Below are 18,605 nucleotides of genomic sequence, written 5' to 3' on the forward strand. Positions count from 1 at the left end.
CGCCCTCAGCCGCCCACCAGCGACATGCGCACGGTGGGATACTGCTTGCGCCCGCCAACCTGGTCCAGTGCGCCGCGCACTTCCGAATAGCGGTCGCCGCGCCGCTGCCAGTGCCGGCACAGCAGGCTTTCCAGCCCTTGCGCAGAATCAAGCCGGGGCCGCAGGTCGAGACCGTCCTGGGCGAACAAGCAGGTAAACAGCTTGCCGTCCGACGACACGCGCACCCGGCTGCAGTCGCCGCAGAACGGCTGCGACACGCTGGAAATGAAACCCACTTCGCCGCCGCCATCAAGGTAGCGGTAGCGGCTGGCCGTTTCGTGCAAGAGGGGCTTGCCTTCGCCCAGCGAAACGAGGGGGAATTCGGCCGCGATCAGCGCGCGCGCCGCCTCCGACGTGACGACATGCGTGCGCGACCAGGCGCCGATGCCGCCCACGTCCATGAATTCGATCAGGCGCAGCACCACGCCCGTGTGGCGGAAATGGCGCGCCAGCGGCACGATCTGGCTGTCGTTGACGCCTTTCTGCACGACCATGTTGACCTTCACGGGGTTCAAGCCCACGGATTGCGCCACCGCAATACCATGCAGCACTTTGTCGACGGGAAAATCGACGCCATTCATGCGCTGGAAAATGCCCTTATCGAGGCTGTCGAGGCTGACGGTGACCCGGTCCAGGCCCGCCTCCTTGAGCGAGCGCGCCTTGGCCGCCAGCAAGCTGCCGTTGGTCGTCAGCGCGATGCTCACGGCGCGCCCGTCCGGCGTAGTGAGCCTCGCCAGCGCCTCGATCAGTTGCTCCAGGTTCTTGCGCAGCAGCGGCTCGCCGCCCGTGATGCGGATCTTGTCGACGCCCAGGCGCACGAAGGCGCGCGCCATCGTCTCGATCTGCGCGAAGGACAGGCGCTCGCTGGACGGAAGAAATGGGTAATCGCTGGGGTACAGTTCGGCCGGCATGCAATAGGTGCAGCGGAAGTTGCACTGGTCGATGACGGAAATGCGCAAGTCCGTCAGGGGGCGCCCCAGCATGTCCACGCACGGTTCGATATGGCCTGGCGGCCGGAGCGCCGGCTGCGGATACAGGATGGTGTTCATTGTGCTTCCCCTCGATAGGCATTCGTCAGGGTCCAGCATAGGACGAATGGGGGCAGGCAAAGAGGTACAGTCCGGCGCTGGCCGATAGAGTACAGACGCGCCGGACCGTGCGCCTACGGCGCTGGCGGCGCGGCAAATACCGTGGCGCACAGCTCCGCGCCCGCCGCGCTGAGCTGTGCGCTGCCGCCGCCGCTCTCCGCCGTCGTCACGTTCACCAGTCCCGCGCTGGACAGCGCATTGAGCTGGCGCAACAAGGTGCTCATCTGTACCCCTGCCCGCTTGGCCAGCTTGGCCAGCGACCACGGTTTTGCGGGCGCTGCCTGCCGCGCTTCCCACAGCAGCGCCAGCAAGGCCACCAGCGCCGCGTCGATGCCGTCTTCCTGTTCCATGTTCGTCCTCGCTTCATGCTGGCAATGCCCGATGCACGTCCTGAGCCGCATCATAAATCAGCGGCATGGCGGGCGCGACGCAAATCGCCGCATGCCCATCTGTACTCTGTTTTTTTGTCCGGAACTGTGCGCCTACGGGGCAGTGCGCCGCCCCTACCATGTGATTGTCCCATCGCATATCATCAGGAGAGTCATCATGAGCAAGCCAAAGTCCGACGCGCGCATCGCGCCCTACACCCATGCAGCGGCCGGTTGGGGAGCCCTCAAGTACGTGGCCATCAACCTGTTCAAGGAAAAAGTCAGCGCGGGCAATTACCGTTCGCTGTTCGAGCAAAACCAGCCCGACGGTTTCGACTGTCCCGGCTGCGCCTGGCCCGACCGCGAACACGCATCGACGTTCGAATTCTGCGAAAACGGCGTCAAGGCCGTGGCTGCGGAATCGACGAGCAAGCGCGTGCGCCCCGAGTTTTTCCAGGAACACACGGTCGCCGAACTGATGGAACAGTCGGACTATGAGCTGGAACAGCATGGCCGTTTGACGGACCCCATGGTGTACGACGCGGCCAGCGACAAATACCAGGCCATTTCCTGGGACGATGCCTACGCCCTCGTGGCGCACCACCTGCACGCGCTGGACGACCCGGACCAGGCCGCCTTCTACACGTCTGGCCGCGCCAGCAACGAAGCGGCTTTCCTGTATCAACTGTTCGTGCGCGCCTACGGCACGAACAATTTCCCCGACTGTTCCAACCTGTGCCACGAAGCGACGAGCCGGGGCTTGCCGGAAACGGTGGGCATCGGCAAGGGCACGGTGCTGCTGGACGACTTCGAGCATGCGGACACCCTGCTGCTGTTCGGCCAGAATCCCGCCACCAACCATCCGCGCATGCTGGGCGAATTGCGCGAGGCGTCGCGCCGCGGCGCCGTCATCGTCTCCATCAACCCGCTGCACGAACGGGGCCTGGAGCGCTTCACCAGTCCCCAGCATCCGCTGGAAATGCTGACGGGCGGCAGCACCAACATCTGTTCGCTGTTCATCTGCCCGACATTGGGCGGCGACTTCGCGCTGATCAAGGCCATGGCCAAGCGCGTCGTCGAGCTCGATGACGACGCCGTCGCCCACGGCCAGGAGCGCGTGCTCGACTGCGATTTCATCGCCGAACACACGAGCGGCTTCGACGCCTTCGCGGCCGACCTGCGCGCGGAAAGCTGGGAGGTGCTGCTGGCCGAATCGGGCGTGGCGCGCGACAAGATCGAGGAGCTGACGCAGATCTATGTGAAGGGCAAGGCCGTCATCGCCACCTGGGGCATGGGCGTGACGCAGCACAAGAACTCGCTGGCCACCGTGCAGATCCTGTCGAACTTGATGATGATGCGCGGCAATATCGGCAAGCGGGGCGCGGGCCTGTGCCCCGTGCGCGGCCACTCGAACGTGCAGGGCGACCGCACCATGGGCATCGAGGAACAGCCGAGCAAGGAATTCCTCGACCGCCTGGGCCTCGTGTTCAACTTCGAGCCGCCGCGCCACCACGGCTACGACGCCGTCGGCACCATCGAGGCCATGCTGGAAAAGAAAGTCAAAGTGTTCGTCGCCCTGGGCGGGAATTTCTCGATGGCCACGCCGGACACGCCGCGCACCTGGGACGCGCTGCGCTCGTGCGACCTGACCGTGCACATCGCCACCAAGCTCAACCGTAGCCACCTCGTGCACGGCAAGGATGCGCTGATCCTGCCCACCCTGGGACGCACGGAAATCGACGTGCAGGAAGGCGTGGCGCAAGGCGTGACGGTGGAAGACTCGATGAGCATGGTGCACATCTCGTTCGGCATGAACCAGCCCGCCTCGCCCAATTTGCGTTCGGAAATCGCCATCGTGGCCGGCATGGCGCAAGCGACCCTGGGTAGCGAAAAGATCGACTGGCTGCGCTATTCGGGCAACTATGCGCTGCTGCGCGATTCCATCGAACAAGTGTTTGACGACTTTTTCGACTACAACTTGCGCGTGGCCAAGCCGGGCGGCTTCCACCTGAAAATCGCCTCGCGCGAACGCGTGTGGAAGACGGAAAGCGGCAAGGCGCAATTCCTCGTCAACGCCGTGGAACTGGACACGCCCATCCACCGTGCGCGCCAGCAATATGGCGAGCGCCTGATGGTGCTGATGACCACGCGGTCGCACGACCAGTACAACACGACGATCTACGCCATGGACGACCGCTACCGGGGCGTGTTCGGCCAGCGCCGCGTCGTCTTCATCAACAAGGACGACCTGGCCATGCTGGGCTTTGCGGCCGGCGACTGGGTCGACCTGATCGGCGTATGGCATGACGGGATCGAGCGCCGCGCCGACCGTTTCCTGCTGGTCGAATACGACATTCCGCGCGGCTGCATCGGCGCCTACTACCCGGAAACCAATCCGCTGGTGCCGCTGGACAGCGTGGGTTACGGTTCGCGCACGCCGACCTTCAAGTCCATCCCCGTGCTGCTGGCGCCGTCGGCCGCCAGCGCCTGAGCAGGAGCACGCCATGTTCGGTTTCGATACCCTGGACCTGTCGCGCGCGCAATTTGCGATGACGGCCATCTTCCACATCCTGTGGCCCATCTTGACGATCAGCCTGTCGCTGTTCCTGTTCGTCGTCGAGGCGCTGTGGCTGCGCACCAGCGACCCCGTCTACTACCGCCACGCGCGCTTCTGGAGCAAGCTGCTGGTGCTCAACTTCGCCGTCGGCGTCGTCAGCGGCATTCCCCTGGAATTCCAGTTCGGCACCAACTGGGCGCCGTTCTCGCACCACTCGGGCCAGTTCATCGGCAACATCCTCGGCTTCGAGGGCGCCATGGCCTTCATGCTGGAAGCGGGCTTCATCGGCGTCATGATGTTCGGCTGGGGCCGCGTCCCCAAGGGCGTGCACCTGTTTGCCACCGGCATGGTGGCACTGGGCTCCAGCATTTCCTCGTTCTGGATCATGGTCGCCAATTCCTGGATGCAGACGCCGGCCGGCGTGCGCGTGGCCGACGGCAAGATCATCGTCACCGATTACGTGGCCGCCATCTTCAATCCCGACATGGCCTGGGCCGTGGGCCATATGTGGGTGGCCGCCGTGGAAACGGGCTTGTTCGTCATCGCCGGCATTTCCGCCTGGTATATGTTCAAGCGCCGCGAACCGGCCTTCTTCGCCCGCTCGTTCAAGCTGGCCCTGATGCTGCTGCTCGTCATCGCGCCGCTGCAGGTCTGGCTCGGTGATTCCAGCGGCGTCGACGTCTTCAAGACCCAGCCCGCCAAGGGCGCCGCCATCGAAGGCCACTGGCACACGAACCGCGATGGCGAAGGGGCGGCCTGGTCGCTGCTGGCCTGGCCCAACCAGGCGGAACAGAAGAACGACTGGTCGCTCGAAGTGCCCGGCATGCTCAGCGTGATCGCCACGCATAGCGCCACGGGCAAGATCACGGGCCTGGCCGACATCGCCCGCGCGGACCAGCCGCCCGCGCTGCCGCTGCTGTACTACGCCTTCCGCGCCATGGCCGGCATCGGCATGTGGTTCGTGCTGCTGGCGTTCTGGACCTTTGTGGCCTGGCGCAAGGTGGGCGGACGGGTGCAGGAATTCGTGCGCAACCGCAAGCTGCTGCTGGCCTGGGTGCTGACGATTCCCCTGCCCTACATCGCCGTCGAGTGCGGCTGGATCGTGCGCGAAGTGGGACGCCAGCCCTGGGTCGTCTACGGCTTGCTGCGCACGCGCGACGCCGTGTCCGACGTGGCGGCCCACGCCGTGGCCGGCAGCATGCTGATGTTCTGCGTGTTTTACATCGTGCTGTTTGCCACCTTCTTTGTGTTCGCCAAGAAATGGCTGCAACGAGGCCCGGACGTGGCGCTGCTGCCGCCGCACGCCTCCCACCCCGTGGGCGCCCTGCTGCAGGCCCGGCACTGAGATGCGGCCCCATCAATCAAGGAGTATGAGGAGTATGAGGAATATAAAATGGATATGAATTCGCATGCCATGCTGGGCAATGCCTGGTTCGGCCTGATCGGCCTGATGCTGGTGTTTTACGTGGTCACGGACGGCTTCGACCTGGGCGTGGGCATCCTCAGCCTGTTCACGCGCCGCGAGCAGGAACGCAACCTGATATTCCAGTCCATCGAGCACGTATGGGACGCCAACGAAACTTGGCTGGTGGTGGTGGGCGGCGCCCTGTTCGGCGCCTTTCCCGGCGCCTACGCCACCTTGCTGGAACAGCTGTATATCCCCATCATGCTGCTGATCGCCAGCCTGATCATGCGCGGCGCGTCGATCGAATTTCGCCATGCGGCCGGCAACAAGCGCCTGTGGGACCTGGTCTTCGGCGCGGGCAGCCTGCTGGCCGCCGTGGCGCAGGGCGTGGTGCTGGGCAAGGTCATCACGGGCTTGCAGCCGGGCTGGCTGAGCGGCGTCTTCACGGCGTGCACGGCGCTGGGCGTGGTGGCCGGTTATTGCCTGCTGGGCAGCACGTATCTGATCAAGAAGACGGGCGGCGTGCTGGAAGCGGCCGCGCGCCGCTACGCCACGGCCAGCGTGCTGGCGACGGTCGCGGCCGCCATCGTGCTGTCGGCCGGCACCATGGTCTTCAGCGCCATCGGCCACGACCGCTGGGCGCAGCCGGGCGTGTTCGGCGTGCTGCTGTCGCTGGCCTGCATCGCCGCCTGCGCGTCTATCTACATCCTGTGGACCGTGCACGTGAACGGCGTGCGCGGCCCTTTCCGCGGCGCCATCGTGCTGTTCCTCGCCTCGTTCGCGGGCCTGGCCATCAGCTTTTTCCCCGACCTGGTGCCGGGCAAGCTGAGCATCGCTGCGGCCGCATCCGATGAGCCCACCCTGATCTTCATGCTGATCGGCATGGGTTCCATGCTGCCGATCATGATCGGCTACAACCTGTTCCAATACTACGTCTTCGAGGGCAAAGTCGTGCCCCGCAAGCATTGAGCGACATCACATATGATCATTCGGCCTACCACCAACTGGTTCCGCATGCTGTTCGTCTGGAACGGCTCGGTGCTGCAAACCATCATCCCGCAATTGCTGCTGATGCTGGTCGTCAGTTCCCTGGCCTTGCTGACGGACGGCCGTATCTTCGGCGTCAAGATTCCGCTCGATACGGCGCCGTTTCCCATGGTCGGCATCAGCCTGGCGATCTTTCTCGGCTTTCGCAACAATGCCAGCTATGCGCGCTTTGCCGAGGCGCGGCATATCTGGGGGCAATTGCTGATCGCCGCGCGGGCGCTGGCCTCCCAGGCGATCACCTACCTGCCGCAGCAGACAAGCGGACTGGACCAGCAGTTGCTGCTGCGCCGCCTGATCGCCTTTGTCTACGCGCTCAAGCACCAGCTGCGCCAGACGGACCCGCAGCAGGACCTGGCGCGCTACCTGCCCGCCGCCGAAGTACAGCAGCTGCAGGGCATGACCTTCAAGCCCGTCGCCGTGCTGCACACGGTGCGCGCCATGCTGCACGACGCCGCGCTGCGCCAGGGCGGCCAGACGCAGCTGCTGTGGATGCTCGACCACCAGCTCAACGACCTGGCCGCCACCGTGGCCGGCTGCGAACGCATCAAGAACACGCCGATCCCGTATCCGTACGGCGTGCTCGTGCACCGCACCGTGTACATGTACTGCTTCCTTCTGCCGCTGGGCCTGGTGGATGCCATCGGCGTGGCCACGCCCCTCATTTCCGTCTTTGTTGCCTACACGCTGTTTGCGCTGGAAGCCATCGCGCAGCAGATCGCCGAACCGTTCGGCCTGGCGCCCAACTGCCTGGCCCTCAATGCCATGACGCGGGAAACGGAACGCTCGCTGCTGGAATTGCATGGCGAGCCCCTGCCGCCCTCGATCCGGCCCTGCCCGCGCTATCAGATCGATTAACCGGAGGAAAAAATCATGGAATGCGACATCACCACCATCGAACGCGACGGCTACCTGGACGTTCCCATCGTGCGCCACCAGGGAAGCGAAGCCACGGCGGGCCGCGACATGGCGGCCGAGGAGTATCCCGTGGCCCTCGTCTACAACGGCATCGCCCACGCGGTGATGATGGCCACGCCGCGCGACCTCGAGGAATTCGCCGTCGGTTTTACCTTGACCGAAGGCATCGTCGGCAGCGTGCGCGACATCTACGACCTCGACGTGTGCTGCGGCGAGGATGGCGCGGAAGTGCGGCTGACCATCGCCCAGCCCGATTTGCTGCGCCTCAAGAGCCGCCGCCGCACCCTGGCCGGCCGCACCGGCTGCGGCGTGTGCGGCATCGAAAGCCTGGCCCTGCTGGACCTGGTGCCGGAAAAGATCACGCGGCCCCTGCCGCCGCTGGTCGCCAGCAGCGCCATCATCGGCCGCGCCGCGCGCGAGCTGCTGCCTTACCAGGAGCTGATGCACAAGACGGGCGGCGTGCATGCAGCCGCCTGGTGCACGGCCGAGGGCGCCATCGTCAAAGTGTTCGAGGACGTGGGCCGGCATAACGGCCTCGACAAGCTGATCGGCTACCTGGCCCTGCACCGCATCGCCATGCATGACGGCTTCGTCTTCCTGTCCAGCCGCGCCAGCTATGAACTGGTGCGCAAGTCGGCGCGCATGCATATCGGGCTCGTCGCCACGATCTCGGCGCCCACCTCGCTGGCCATCCGCATCGCGCGCCAGGCCGGCATGCAGCTGGCCAGCTTTTGCCGCCGCGACGGCTTTGTCGAATACACGGCGGAAGATGGGGAAAACAAGGGCCAGCATGCACCCTGAACGGCCGATGCTACATTCTTTGCCGTAAAGCAAGTGCACGCTTGACTTGGCGCCACGGCAGGCTTTCAATGGCCATTGTTTCCACTTATTAACATTGCCCCCGTGCCAGCGCGCGGCGCGGCAGCGATGAAAGGATGGCGCGATGGCCCTGGCACAGGAACAGCATCTGGCGGACACCTGGCAGACGGGCGGCTTGAAGCCGCGCACCTGCGACTGCGGCGGCACCGTCTTCACCATCCTGCACCAGCGCGTGATGGCGGACATGCGGCGCCGGCAATTCCTGGGCGGCGCGGCCGCCATGCTGGCGCCCTTCATCGGCTTGTCCACCAGCAGCGCCATCGCCCAGCAGCCGCAAGTGCAGCAACGGCCGTTGCTGCTGACCAATCTGCGCCTGTTCGACGGCACGGGCAAGGCGCCCCGTTCCGGCATCCACGTGCTGGTGACGGGCCCGACGATCACCGCCCTGCTGCCGGCCGGCGAAAAGGTGGAAGGCGCGCAAGTGATCGATTGCCAGGGCAAGCTGGTGATGCCGGGCCTGATCGACGCCCACTGGCACACCATGCTGGCCGCCATCAACCAGGTGACGGCCATGACCTCCGATATCGGCTATCTGTACCTGGTGGCGGCGCAGGAAGCGCAGCGCACCCTGCTGCGGGGCTTTACGTCCGTGCGCGATCCGGGCGGCCCCGCGTTTGCCTTGCAGCGCGCCATCGATGAAGGCATCGTCGACGGCCCCCGCATCTTCCCGTCCGGCGCCATGATTTCGCAGACCTCGGGCCATGGCGATTTCCGTTTGCGTTCGGACATTCCCCGTGCCGCGCATGCGCCGCTGGGCATGGCGGAAACGGCGGGCATGGCCATGATCGCCGATGGCGAAGCGGAAGTGCTGCGCCGCGTGCGTGAGCAGCTGATGCTGGGCGCGACGCAAATCAAGATGATGGCGGGCGGCGGCGTGGCATCCATGTACGACCCGCTCGACAGCACGCAGTATTCGGAACGCGAACTGCGCGCCGGCGTGGAAGCGGCCGCCGACTGGGGCACCTATGTGATGACCCATGTGTACACGCCGAAAGGCATACAGCGGGCCATCCGCGCGGGCGTGCGCAGCATCGAGCATGGCCAGCTGGCGGACGACGAATCCGCGCGCATGATGCGCGACACGGGCACGTGGTGGAGCCTGCAGCCCTTCCTGCAAGACGCGGATGCGAATGTGTACCCGGATGCGGCGCGCAAGGCCAGCCAGAGAATCGTCTCCGAAGGCACGGTGAAGGCGTATGCGCTGGCGCAAAAGTACGGCATACGCACGGGCTGGGGCACGGACATCCTGTTCAACGCAAAAAACACGCACACGCAAGGCCGCCAGCTGGCCAAGCTCACGCGCTTTTACGACCCTTTGATTCTGCTGGCGCAGGCGACGGGACAAAATGGCGAACTGCTGGCCCTGTCCGGCCAGCGCGCGCCCTACCCGGGCACCTTGGGCAAGCTGGCCCCGGGCGCGCTGGCCGACTTGCTGGTGGCCGATGGCGACCCCGTGAAAAACCTCGATTTCCTCGCCCGGCCGGAAGAAAACCTGCTGCTGATCATAAAGAACGGCCGCATCTACAAAGATAAATTAAGCGTACCGCTGGCCGGCTGAAGACTGGCGCGTTGGCAACAACGGTGGCTTGCCGCATAATGCGCGCATGTTCAAACTGACTTTTCTCGGCACGTCTTCCGGCGTGCCCACGCGCTACCGCAACGTCACGTCGCTGGCCCTGCAAACGACGCACAACCGCGACTGGTGGATGATCGATTGCGGCGAAGCCACGCAGCACCGGCTGCAGCGCCTGCCCCTGTCCGTGCACGACCTGGTGGGCATCTGCATCACCCACGTGCATGGCGACCACAGCTACGGGCTGCCGGGCTTGCTGGCCAGCGCCTCCATGACGGGGCGCAAGAAGCCCCTGCTGCTGATCGCCCCGGCCGCCATCAAGGCGTGGATCGACGCCACCTTGCTGCACACGGAACTGTTTTTGACGTATCCGCTGATCCACATCGACGTGGACAGCGCGCCGGTGGTGCACGAGGAAGCGGGCTTGAGCGTCTCGCGCCACGCGCTGTCGCACCGCGCACCGAGCGTCGCGTATCGTTTTACGCTGGAAACAAGCCGGTGGAAGCTGGACAAAGCGGCCCTGCAGGCGGCGGGCGTGCCGCCCGGTCCCGCCTGGGGCGTCTTGCAGGCGGGCCAGGATGCGCTGCTCGACGATGGCAGCGTCTTGAGCGCCGCCGCTTTCCGCCAGATGGAAACGCAGCGCGCCACGGTGGTGATCGGCGGCGACAACGACACGCCCGCCTTGCTGGCCGACGCTTGCGCGGACGCGCAGCTGCTCGTGCACGAAGCCACGTACACGGAAGCCATGCTGCAAAAGGTGGGCCCCGGTCCCACGCACAGTTCCGTGCAGCGCGTGGCGCAGTTTGCCGCAGCGGTGCGCTTGCCGAACCTGATCCTCACCCACTTCAGCGCCCGCTATCACCATGCGGACGGCATGGCCGAGCTGGAAGGGGAAGCGCGGCGGCATTACTCGGGCGAACTGTTCCTCGCGCGCGATTTCGACAGCTATGAACTCGATGCGGCCGGCGCGCTGACCAGGCTGCCCGCGAAATCCTCGCTCAGTGGGGATTGACGCCGTACTGCGCCGCATACTCGGCGGCCAGCGCGCGCGCTGCCTGCTGCTGTGACGGCGTGAGGATTTCCAGCAACTGGTCGCGGTTCTTGACCGATTGCTCGCTGCCCGCCTCGGCCGGCATGGCGATCCACGCGTACGCCTGCACGTAATCGAGTTCCACGCCCTGCCCTTGCGCGTACAGCAAGCCGTACTCGTTCTGCGCCGACAGGGAACCGGCCTCGGCCGCCTGTTTGTACCAGAACGCCGCCTCGGCATAGTCTTGCGCTACATCAATCCCCTTGCGGTAAGCCTGGGCCAGGTTGAATTGCGACTGGCCATCGCCCGCCTCGGCCGCCTGGCGCCCGTAGGCCAGCGACTGCGCCATGTCTTGCACGACGCCATCGCCGCTCGCATACATCAGGGCCAGATTGGCCAGCGACGGCGGAAAGCCGGCCTGCGCGGCGGCCGTGAATAATTCCACGGCCTTCGGCAAGTCCTGCGCCACGCCATGGCCCTGGTAATACAGGCTGGCCAATAAATGCTGGCCGGCGGGATCGCCCGTGCGGGCGGCCGCGTCGAATTGCTTGTATGCCTCGGCGTAATTACCGTCGTTATAAGCGAGAATGCCCGCTTCATTAAAAGATGCGCTGGAAACCGTCATGAAGATTCCTTGTTCGGGGATTTTTTCGCATTGTACACAGCCCTGTTACGCGCGAATGCACGATAGGAAATGGTGTGGCGCATAGCCCAAATCATGCGTTATGATCATTCTCCGCTCGATGCAATCCGCGCATTGTCCCCCCGTGCCAGCCCAAGAATATGTCCATGAAACTGATTGCTCTGCTTTTATCCCTGATTTCCACTTCGGCTTATGGCGGCACCTTGCATCTGGATAAAGCCGCGACAGGCAAAGTACGGCAAGCAGCCGATATCCGCTATGCGAATCACGATGAAAAACAGACGTACCGGCTGAAAATCGGCAGCCAGTGGATCAAGGGCAGTTGCAGCAGCAGCGGCACGGGCAATTTGCACGCCCTGCTGCTGGACATGAATTTCGACGGCCATGCCGACCTGTGGGTGACCGGCTATACGGATAGCCAGGGACGCATACGCTGTTCCGACGTGTGGTTATGGGATGCGCCAGCGAAAAAATACAGTTTCAATCAAGCATTATCGGCAATTCCGAATCTGAACATCGACATAGCCGGTCAAAGAATCGAAGGGGGCATCCCCAATTGCGGCTGCGCGGCGCAATGCTTTTACGAAGACAGCTATGCGTGGCGGGCCAATACATTAATCGCCATCGCCCGGCGCGCCCAGGATTGCGAGCGTTACCGGGAATACGGATTGAATGACAAGAACGAATTGATTATCGTCAAGGATGAAATCATCGATAGCGGCAATCCCGGCCAGCAGGCAAGCGAAAATAGCAAAGTCTTTGACTGGCAGCGCCATGCGCAAACCATGCGCAAATCCTGGGAATGAGGTTTATCCAACCCCATACCCGCCACAGACACGACACCAGCGAGTAATCACATGACGACACATCCAGCCTCCATCACCTTCCATGCCGCCAATGCGGACGATACGGCCGCCTTCATCGACTTGCGCGGCAAGACGCGGCAAAACGCCGTGTCTGCGGAACGCCTGGCGGAAGTGGGCATCACGGCAGAATCCTGGGCCGGCATGATGCGCTCGGGCAACCTGCCTGGCCACGTCTGCCATCACGACGGCCAGCTGGTCGGCTACTGCTTTGGCGCGCGCGACACGGGCGAAATCGTCGTCCTGGCCCTGCTGCCGGAATTCGAAGGCCGGGGCATCGGCAAGACCATGCTGGAACGGGTCATGACGGAACTGCGCGCGCAAGGCCACCAGCGGCTGTTCCTCGGCTGCTCCGACGACCCCGCTTCGCGTTCGTACGGCTTTTACCGCTACCTGGGCTGGACCTCGACGGGAGAGAGGGACAAATACGGCGACGACATGCTGGAGTTTCGCTTTACGGCCTAGCGCCTAGCCCGGCACGCGGCTGGCATCCCACACGCGCAGAATCTGCGTGATCGCGGCGTCCAGCACGGCGTAGCCCACGCCATCGCGCGCCTGGATGGAGACGCCCGACAGAAAGCTGTCGAAGACGGCCGCCAGCGCCGCTGCATCCGTACCAGCGGGCAATTCGCCGCCGGCCATGCCCCGCTCCACGCAGCGCACGAAGCCGGCGCGCGTGCGCGCGCGCGAAGCCGTGAGGGGTGCGGCCACGGCCGCATGCTCGGCCGTCGGCGCGCTCATGCAGCCGAGCGCCACCATGCAACCGGGCGGATGGCCCGCATCGGACTGCATGCTGGCCGACTGCCGCAAGGCCAGCTCGATGGCTGCGCGCGGCGCCAGGCCATCGTCCCACAGGCATTCCGTCACGCGCGCATACGTGTCCAGATAGCATTGCGCCGCCTCGCGGAACAGCGCTTCCTTCGAGCCGAACGCCGCATAAAAGCTGGGCGCGGAAATGCCGCCGCCCAGGCTCGCCTTGAGCTGGCTCAAGGACGTCGATTCATACCCTTGCTGCCAGAATAAAAACATGGCCTGCTCGACCGCAGCCTGCCGGTCGAACGTACGCGGCCGTCCCATTTGCGCCATCCATCCTCCTCTTCACCTACTTACATACTACTCGATACAGAAGTCATTGACAACGCGGTGCGCACTCGCCTATATTTATACCGATCGATATATATGTACCGCAACGACGGTCGGGGGCACTCCTGCGCCCGATCACTTGACAAGGATGTTTGCCGTGAATCACGCCACTATCACTACCGGAACCAGCCCTGCGCTGGCCGACCGCCTCCCCGTCGCCGGCTTGCTGGCCCTGGCCATGACGGGTTTTATCTGCATCGTCACGGAAACCTTGCCCGCCGGCTTGCTGCCGCAGATCAGCGCGGGCCTGGACATCAGTGCCGCGCTGGCCGGGCAAATGGTCACGGCCTATGCGCTGGGCTCCCTGCTGGCCGCCATTCCGCTCACCATCGCCACGCGCGGCTGGCGCCGCCGCAACGTGCTGCTGCTGACCATCATCGGCTTTCTCGTGTTCAATACCGTCACGGCCCTGTCGTCCCACTACTGGCTGACCCTGGCGGCCCGCTTCTTTGCGGGCATGGCGGCCGGGCTGGCGTGGAGCTTGCTGGCCGGCTATGCGCGGCGCATGGTGGCGCCCCACCAGCAAGGCCGCGCCCTGGCGCTGGCCATGGTGGGCGCGCCCGTCGCCCTGTCCCTGGGCGTGCCGCTGGGTACCCTGCTCGGCTCCCTGGTGGGCTGGCGCGCCGCGTTCTGGATCATTTCCGCCCTGACATTGATCCTGATCGCCTGGGTGCTGGCCAAGGTGCCGGACTACCCGGGCCAGTCCGTCCACGAGCGCCTGCCCCTGCGCCGCGTGTTCACGACGCCGGGCGTGCGCCCCGTGCTGGCCGTCGTCATTGCCTGGATGCTGGCACACAATATTCTCTACACCTACATCGCGCCGTTTGTCGCCCCGGCCGGCTTGACGGGCAGAATCGACCTGGTCCTGCTTGTCTTCGGCGCCGCCGCCATGGCCGGCATCTGGATCACGGGCAAGCTGGTCGAGCGCCACCTGCGCGCCACCGTGCTGGCCAGCCTGGCCGTGTTTGCCGCGACGGCCCTCGTGCTGGGTGTCGCGTCGCACTTGCCTGCCGTCATCTACGTGGGCATGGCCGTCTGGGGCCTGAGCTTTGGCGGCGCGGCAACGCTCTTGCAGACGGCGCTGGCCGATACGGCCGGCAGCGGCGCCGACGTGGCCTTGTCGATGAATGTGGTGGCGTGGAACGGAGCCATCGCGGCAGCAGGCGTGGCGGGCGGCGCCCTGCTGGAAGCCTGGGGCGCGGGCGCCTTCCCCTGGGCCATGGCGAGCTTGCTGGTGCTGGCCTTTGCCATTGCCTGGTCGGCCCGCAAACATGGCTTCCGCCCGGGACGGCGCAGCGGCGGCGCGCCCGTGGCCGGGCATTGACATGGCCGTCGCTTAATCGGCAGCGGGGATGGACAGGATGCGGGGCATTTGCCCCGTGTATGCGAGGAAACGCACCATGGCCCCATGCGACAGCGCCACGGTGGCCGTGTTGCGCAGCGGATGGGCTTGCACAGATTCAGCGTCCCACACGGCCTGGTCCAGCACCAGTTCCACCGTCTGCGTGCTGTCGTGCAGCAAGGCAAACAGGCTGACGTTACCGTCAGGGCTTGCTTTCGTCCTCTTGCTTGTCGGCGGCCGCCAGCCCCCAGTCATTCCAGCCTTCGCCAAACAGCTCGATGGGATGCTGCGTGCGCTCGGAACCATTGCCACAACGCATGGCGTCCGGCGGACAATATTTGTCGCAGCCCCAGCAGATGCGCTCAGGATTCCTGGGGTTCAAGGGAAACGGTTTGGCCATGGGTTTGGGCGATGGAGCCGGTTGGAGTCTCGCCGACGACTGTAGACCTGGCGCGGGAAGCGGTCAAACGAATTTCGGTGGAGAACTTGTCCGGGATCAATTCTGCGCAGATGGCTGGTGTGACGGCAAAACGCAGTACCCTTCCAGCACGATGCGCGCCACGTTGACACTGCCATCGGCGGCCGGCTGCGCCTTCAGTTCGTCCAGCGCGTACACCATCGTCACCATGGCGCCAGGCACGAACAGCTTGATATCCTGCTTGCGGTGCGCGTAGATGCCCTCATCGACGGTCGAGCCATCGGCCAGGCGCAGGGTGACGCTGTTGACTTGACCGCCGCGGCGGCTGTCCTGGCCCGCGAAATATATGCGCTCTATGATGCCCGTCAACGTTTGCGTCCGGATGCGGCCCGCCTTGATGCTTTCCCACCAGGCGTCGGAGGCGAACAGGCCGTGGCGGCCTTTCAAGCCCATGTGGGGCCTGGCGCTGTCGAGGGTGAGGGCCTGGGTCTTGGCAATGCGGCCGGGGTCTTGTGCCAGGGCTTCGGCGAGGGTGTAGACGGGTTTCATAAGGTGCAGCAATTCCTGGTCAACATGTCTGATACGGTGAGGATGGCGGGTTTGACGCAAGCGCGTCCCCGCTCAGGGCTGAGGTCGCATGCAGGAGCGAGCGGCAGCACCCCACCTTCTCGCGGCCTATTGCATCGAGGCATCCTCCTCAATGTTTGCGCCGCACGACGTAGGCGTTGCCCGCCGGCTCAAAACCCAGCGTCGGATAATAGGACATGGCATCGGGAGCGGAAAGCAGTATCAGGGACACTTCGTCGCCGATGACTGCCTGGGTGCGCCTGACCAGCTCTGTGCCGATGCCCAGGCCCTGATATTGCTTGTCCACCGCCAGGTCCGAGAGATAGCAGCAATATGCATGGTCGGTCAGCGAACGGGCCAGCCCTACAAGCTGGCCATCCACCCATGCCGACAGCAAGAGGCAAGGCGCGGCAAACATGCGCGCGATTCGCGGGAGATTGGCGGTCGGCCGCTTGATGCCGGATTGATCGAAGACACGGACAACATCGAGCAGATCCAGAGGAAAGTTATGACGGTATTCGACAGTGATGTTTTTCATTGATTCACGGGTGTAAGGGGTTTGCGCATGGCGCGTTCAATGTTCAATGGTTGATCCGGGCCCGGCGGCTTGCAGGCCCGGGAAGAAACCTCTTGTATGCAGGAGTATAACCAGCGATCATCCAGGCCTGTGGACGATACGACAGAAGCGGGCGGAGGCAGCGGGATCTGCCGATGCATGGCGTGGCGGCGCCCGGAGCGCGCGCCAGAAACCATGCTGCTGCCGGGTGACCGCCGGCCCCATCGCCGGCATGCCCGTACGCTGATTCAAGCGCCTCCGACCTGTTAAAATACATGCAAATTTCAATCAGTGAACCATGAATAACCCGGAGTTTTTCAGCTACAAGGAATGTGCTTAAGCAATGAAAGCCATTATATTCTGCACCAGTTTTATAAAAGATGCGCCGTCATGGGAAAGCCGGTATCAACGGTGGCTCGACTATTACGAAAACATTCCAATCAATGCCGTCAAAAAAATAATGATAGACGATGGCTCGCCATTTCTTCCGCCTGCTGAAATCATCAAGACGGTTTCCAATAAAGATGCGCTGGCTTCCAATGGCGACAATAATCTCATCATTCGCTTCGATAACAATCTGGGACGACAAAGCGGGGCTGACTACCCCGGCTGGTGGCGGAGCTTTCTCCATTCCATCAATGTGGCAAATGAATTAGGTGTCGACAAGATCATCCACATCGAATCGGATGCCTATATCATGTCGCCGCGCCTGGTAAATTTCATCAATGAAATAGAATCAGGCTGGAACGTCTTATGGTCACCGCGCTATCGTTTTCCCGAGACGGCCATTCAAGTCATCTGCCGGGATCAATTCGGCATCTTCGAGAAATTCAAGGACGACAACCCTAGCCTGGCTTTCCCGGACATCGCGGAAAATCTGCTTCCTTTCACAACTGTACACAAGCAGTTCAAAGGGGACCGCTACAGCGATTTCACGAAAAACAGATGGATATTCCGTTCTCGAAAATTCAACAAGATTCCAATCTTCAAGTGGAAGTTTTTCTGGGAAACGATACCGCCGGATGCTGACTTTGTCACCCAAGGCATCAGCAGTCAACAATTCACATATCGACGGGGTGAAAAAGCCTGACTGCGTCACGCTGAAAACCCGCCAGCGCGCAATGCCTGGCGATACTCCCCTATTCCTATCCAATATCGAACAGACCCGGCAAGGCTTGTCAATATGTTGCTACCGTCCCCATTGAATGAGCGCATGTGCGCCGCCCTGATTGCCTCTCTTTTTCTTATTACAGGCATCTCGCCGGCACGCGCGTCCACGCTGGACGAGGATCGGACACGCGGCGACATACAAGGCTTGTTTGAGATAAGGGAGGCTGCCGTCAAGTTCATTGCAGCAGAGAATCTAAAAGATGGCACAAAGTGGCAAGTCATGGAACCAAACCGGAAGATTCTGGTCAGCACATGCGCGGCGCCCTTGCGTGCCACATGGGTTCCGAAGAGCTACGGCCTGTCTGCACCCAATGTCGCCGTGAGTTGCGCCAGGACCGTAAAGCCCACGCCCCAAAAGAAATGGGAAGTGTTCGTGCCGGTCAGCCGATAAGGTGTTCATCGCGCATAACTGCTCGCGTGGAGATTCAGGCGCCTGCGATGCGGCGGCGCCATAACTTCCCGATCAAAACCACCCACTTCGTGCAAGCAGACAAGGGCAGATATAATGATGGATTCATATCCGGCCCGGACAACAACGCAACATGAAAACATTACTCATCGCTTCGCTGGGAATTCTGTCACTGCTTCAAGCATCATCGTCCTTCGCAGAGAATCTCAATGGAAAAAATCTCTATGTGCAGAGATGTGCCATGTGCCACGGCGTGGATATCAAGGGAACCGGGCCATTGGCAAACAAAAGCAATCCGCCCACACCTGACCTGACAACATCCGCTTTCAAAAAACGCCTCAAGGATTATCCGGGCGTCATTGTTTCATCGGTAATATTGCGTCCCAATGGAGACTTGATTCCAAAAACCCTGAAAGAGAATGGCGTCAAGGTGGCGCCGTATGCCTGGCGGGTCAAGGATTTTCGCGATTTAAATGAGTACATGAGTAATGTGATTGCAAAGAATCGATAATGCCGGAATGAAGGGTCGCTACGAAGACCCATCCTGAGAAAAAAATAAACATCGCCGTCCTGCTAAAATTCAGGAGTGCAAT

The 18,605-nt window shown here is 63.2% G+C and carries 22 protein-coding genes; 13 read left to right on the plus strand and 9 right to left on the minus strand.

The window, feature by feature from the left end; translation table 11 throughout:
• Positions 1 to 5: 5 nt before the first annotated feature.
• Complete coding sequence (gene moaA / locus GCN74_RS08955) at positions 6 to 1,088, minus strand: GTP 3',8-cyclase MoaA (protein WP_152256334.1); 1,083 nt, start codon at positions 1,086 to 1,088, stop codon at positions 6 to 8.
• 113 nt (positions 1,089 to 1,201) lie between these two features.
• Positions 1,202 to 1,477 carry a helix-turn-helix domain-containing protein gene (locus tag GCN74_RS08960; RefSeq protein WP_152256335.1) on the minus strand — a complete coding sequence of 92 codons (276 nt, stop codon included), beginning with the start codon at positions 1,475 to 1,477 and terminating at the stop codon, positions 1,202 to 1,204.
• Positions 1,478 to 1,673: 196 nt separating this feature from the next.
• Between GCN74_RS08960 and GCN74_RS08965 the strand changes: the two genes are divergently transcribed.
• From GCN74_RS08965 to GCN74_RS08995, 7 genes are all read left to right on the plus strand, one after another.
• A complete protein-coding gene (locus GCN74_RS08965) occupies positions 1,674 to 3,986 on the plus strand; it encodes an FdhF/YdeP family oxidoreductase (protein WP_152256336.1) in 2,313 nt (770 codons plus the stop codon).
• Between the two features lie 13 nt (positions 3,987 to 3,999).
• Positions 4,000 to 5,397 carry a cytochrome ubiquinol oxidase subunit I gene (locus GCN74_RS08970; RefSeq protein ID WP_152256337.1) on the plus strand — a complete coding sequence of 466 codons (1,398 nt, stop codon included), beginning with the start codon at positions 4,000 to 4,002 and terminating at the stop codon, positions 5,395 to 5,397.
• A 48-nt stretch (positions 5,398 to 5,445) separates the two neighbouring features.
• Positions 5,446 to 6,426, plus strand: a complete 981-nt coding sequence (locus GCN74_RS08975; RefSeq protein ID WP_193317016.1) for a cytochrome d ubiquinol oxidase subunit II — start codon at positions 5,446 to 5,448, stop codon at positions 6,424 to 6,426.
• A 12-nt stretch (positions 6,427 to 6,438) separates the two neighbouring features.
• Positions 6,439 to 7,359 carry a bestrophin family protein gene (locus GCN74_RS08980; protein WP_152256338.1) on the plus strand — a complete coding sequence of 307 codons (921 nt, stop codon included), beginning with the start codon at positions 6,439 to 6,441 and terminating at the stop codon, positions 7,357 to 7,359.
• A 15-nt stretch (positions 7,360 to 7,374) separates the two neighbouring features.
• Positions 7,375 to 8,220 (plus strand): formate dehydrogenase accessory sulfurtransferase FdhD, encoded by an 846-nt coding sequence (gene fdhD / locus GCN74_RS08985; protein WP_152256339.1) that lies wholly within the window; start codon positions 7,375 to 7,377, stop codon positions 8,218 to 8,220.
• Between the two features lie 142 nt (positions 8,221 to 8,362).
• A complete protein-coding gene (locus tag GCN74_RS08990) occupies positions 8,363 to 9,856 on the plus strand; it encodes a metal-dependent hydrolase family protein (protein WP_152256340.1) in 1,494 nt (497 codons plus the stop codon).
• 46 nt (positions 9,857 to 9,902) lie between these two features.
• Complete coding sequence (locus GCN74_RS08995; protein ID WP_152256341.1) at positions 9,903 to 10,883, plus strand: ribonuclease Z; 981 nt, start codon at positions 9,903 to 9,905, stop codon at positions 10,881 to 10,883.
• Here GCN74_RS08995 and GCN74_RS09000 read toward each other — a convergent pair.
• On the minus strand, positions 10,870 to 11,526 hold the full coding sequence (locus GCN74_RS09000; protein WP_152256342.1) for a tetratricopeptide repeat protein: 657 nt from the start codon (positions 11,524 to 11,526) through the stop codon (positions 10,870 to 10,872). The two genes, GCN74_RS08995 and GCN74_RS09000, sit on opposite strands and share 14 nt — an antisense overlap.
• 185 nt (positions 11,527 to 11,711) lie before the next feature.
• Complete coding sequence (locus GCN74_RS09005) at positions 11,712 to 11,930, minus strand: hypothetical protein (RefSeq protein ID WP_152256343.1); 219 nt, start codon at positions 11,928 to 11,930, stop codon at positions 11,712 to 11,714.
• Between GCN74_RS09005 and GCN74_RS09010 the strand changes: the two genes are divergently transcribed.
• Positions 11,913 to 12,350, plus strand: coding sequence for an XAC2610-related protein (locus GCN74_RS09010; RefSeq protein WP_152256344.1), 438 nt, complete (start codon positions 11,913 to 11,915; stop codon positions 12,348 to 12,350). The two genes, GCN74_RS09005 and GCN74_RS09010, sit on opposite strands and share 18 nt — an antisense overlap.
• A 51-nt stretch (positions 12,351 to 12,401) precedes the next feature.
• The gene (locus GCN74_RS09015; protein WP_152256345.1) at positions 12,402 to 12,872 is read left to right on the plus strand and encodes a GNAT family N-acetyltransferase; all 471 of its coding nucleotides are present in this window, start codon (positions 12,402 to 12,404) and stop codon (positions 12,870 to 12,872) included.
• A 3-nt stretch (positions 12,873 to 12,875) separates the two neighbouring features.
• Here the strand turns inward: GCN74_RS09015 and GCN74_RS09020 are convergent, their stop codons facing one another.
• Positions 12,876 to 13,436 carry a TetR/AcrR family transcriptional regulator gene (locus GCN74_RS09020; RefSeq protein ID WP_319633456.1) on the minus strand — a complete coding sequence of 187 codons (561 nt, stop codon included), beginning with the start codon at positions 13,434 to 13,436 and terminating at the stop codon, positions 12,876 to 12,878.
• Between the two features lie 292 nt (positions 13,437 to 13,728).
• Here GCN74_RS09020 and GCN74_RS09025 point away from each other — a divergent pair, with 292 nt between their 5' ends.
• On the plus strand, positions 13,729 to 14,874 hold the full coding sequence (locus tag GCN74_RS09025; protein ID WP_226938954.1) for an MFS transporter: 1,146 nt from the start codon (positions 13,729 to 13,731) through the stop codon (positions 14,872 to 14,874).
• A 12-nt stretch (positions 14,875 to 14,886) separates the two neighbouring features.
• On the opposite strand, the gene GCN74_RS09030 is transcribed toward GCN74_RS09025, so the two are convergent.
• The 4 genes from GCN74_RS09030 to GCN74_RS09045 form a co-directional block, all read right to left on the minus strand.
• Positions 14,887 to 15,072: a hypothetical protein gene (locus GCN74_RS09030; RefSeq protein ID WP_152256348.1), complete on the minus strand. Its 186-nt coding sequence runs from the start codon at positions 15,070 to 15,072 to the stop codon at positions 14,887 to 14,889.
• 22 nt (positions 15,073 to 15,094) lie between these two features.
• Positions 15,095 to 15,292, minus strand: coding sequence for a DUF3079 domain-containing protein (locus GCN74_RS09035; RefSeq protein ID WP_152256349.1), 198 nt, complete (start codon positions 15,290 to 15,292; stop codon positions 15,095 to 15,097).
• Positions 15,293 to 15,388: 96 nt separating this feature from the next.
• On the minus strand, positions 15,389 to 15,859 hold the full coding sequence (locus GCN74_RS09040) for a hypothetical protein (RefSeq protein ID WP_152256350.1): 471 nt from the start codon (positions 15,857 to 15,859) through the stop codon (positions 15,389 to 15,391).
• 148 nt (positions 15,860 to 16,007) lie between these two features.
• The gene (locus GCN74_RS09045; RefSeq protein ID WP_152256351.1) at positions 16,008 to 16,415 is read right to left on the minus strand and encodes a GNAT family N-acetyltransferase; all 408 of its coding nucleotides are present in this window, start codon (positions 16,413 to 16,415) and stop codon (positions 16,008 to 16,010) included.
• Positions 16,416 to 16,776: 361 nt separating this feature from the next.
• On the opposite strand from GCN74_RS09045, the gene GCN74_RS09050 reads away from it, so the two are divergent.
• The 3 genes from GCN74_RS09050 (at position 16,777) to GCN74_RS09060 (ending at position 18,523) form a co-directional block, all read left to right on the plus strand.
• Entirely contained in the window at positions 16,777 to 17,523 is a 747-nt protein-coding gene (locus GCN74_RS09050) for a hypothetical protein (protein WP_152256352.1), read from the plus strand.
• A gap of 93 nt (positions 17,524 to 17,616) precedes the next feature.
• Positions 17,617 to 17,994, plus strand: coding sequence for a hypothetical protein (locus tag GCN74_RS09055; RefSeq protein WP_152256353.1), 378 nt, complete (start codon positions 17,617 to 17,619; stop codon positions 17,992 to 17,994).
• 151 nt (positions 17,995 to 18,145) lie between these two features.
• Positions 18,146 to 18,523, plus strand: coding sequence for a c-type cytochrome (locus GCN74_RS09060; RefSeq protein ID WP_152256354.1), 378 nt, complete (start codon positions 18,146 to 18,148; stop codon positions 18,521 to 18,523).
• Positions 18,524 to 18,605: the final 82 nt, after the last annotated feature.

The sequence above is a fragment of the Janthinobacterium sp. FT14W genome, assembly GCF_009208755.1.
Taxonomy (GTDB): Bacteria; Pseudomonadota; Gammaproteobacteria; order Burkholderiales; family Burkholderiaceae_D; genus Janthinobacterium; species Janthinobacterium violaceinigrum.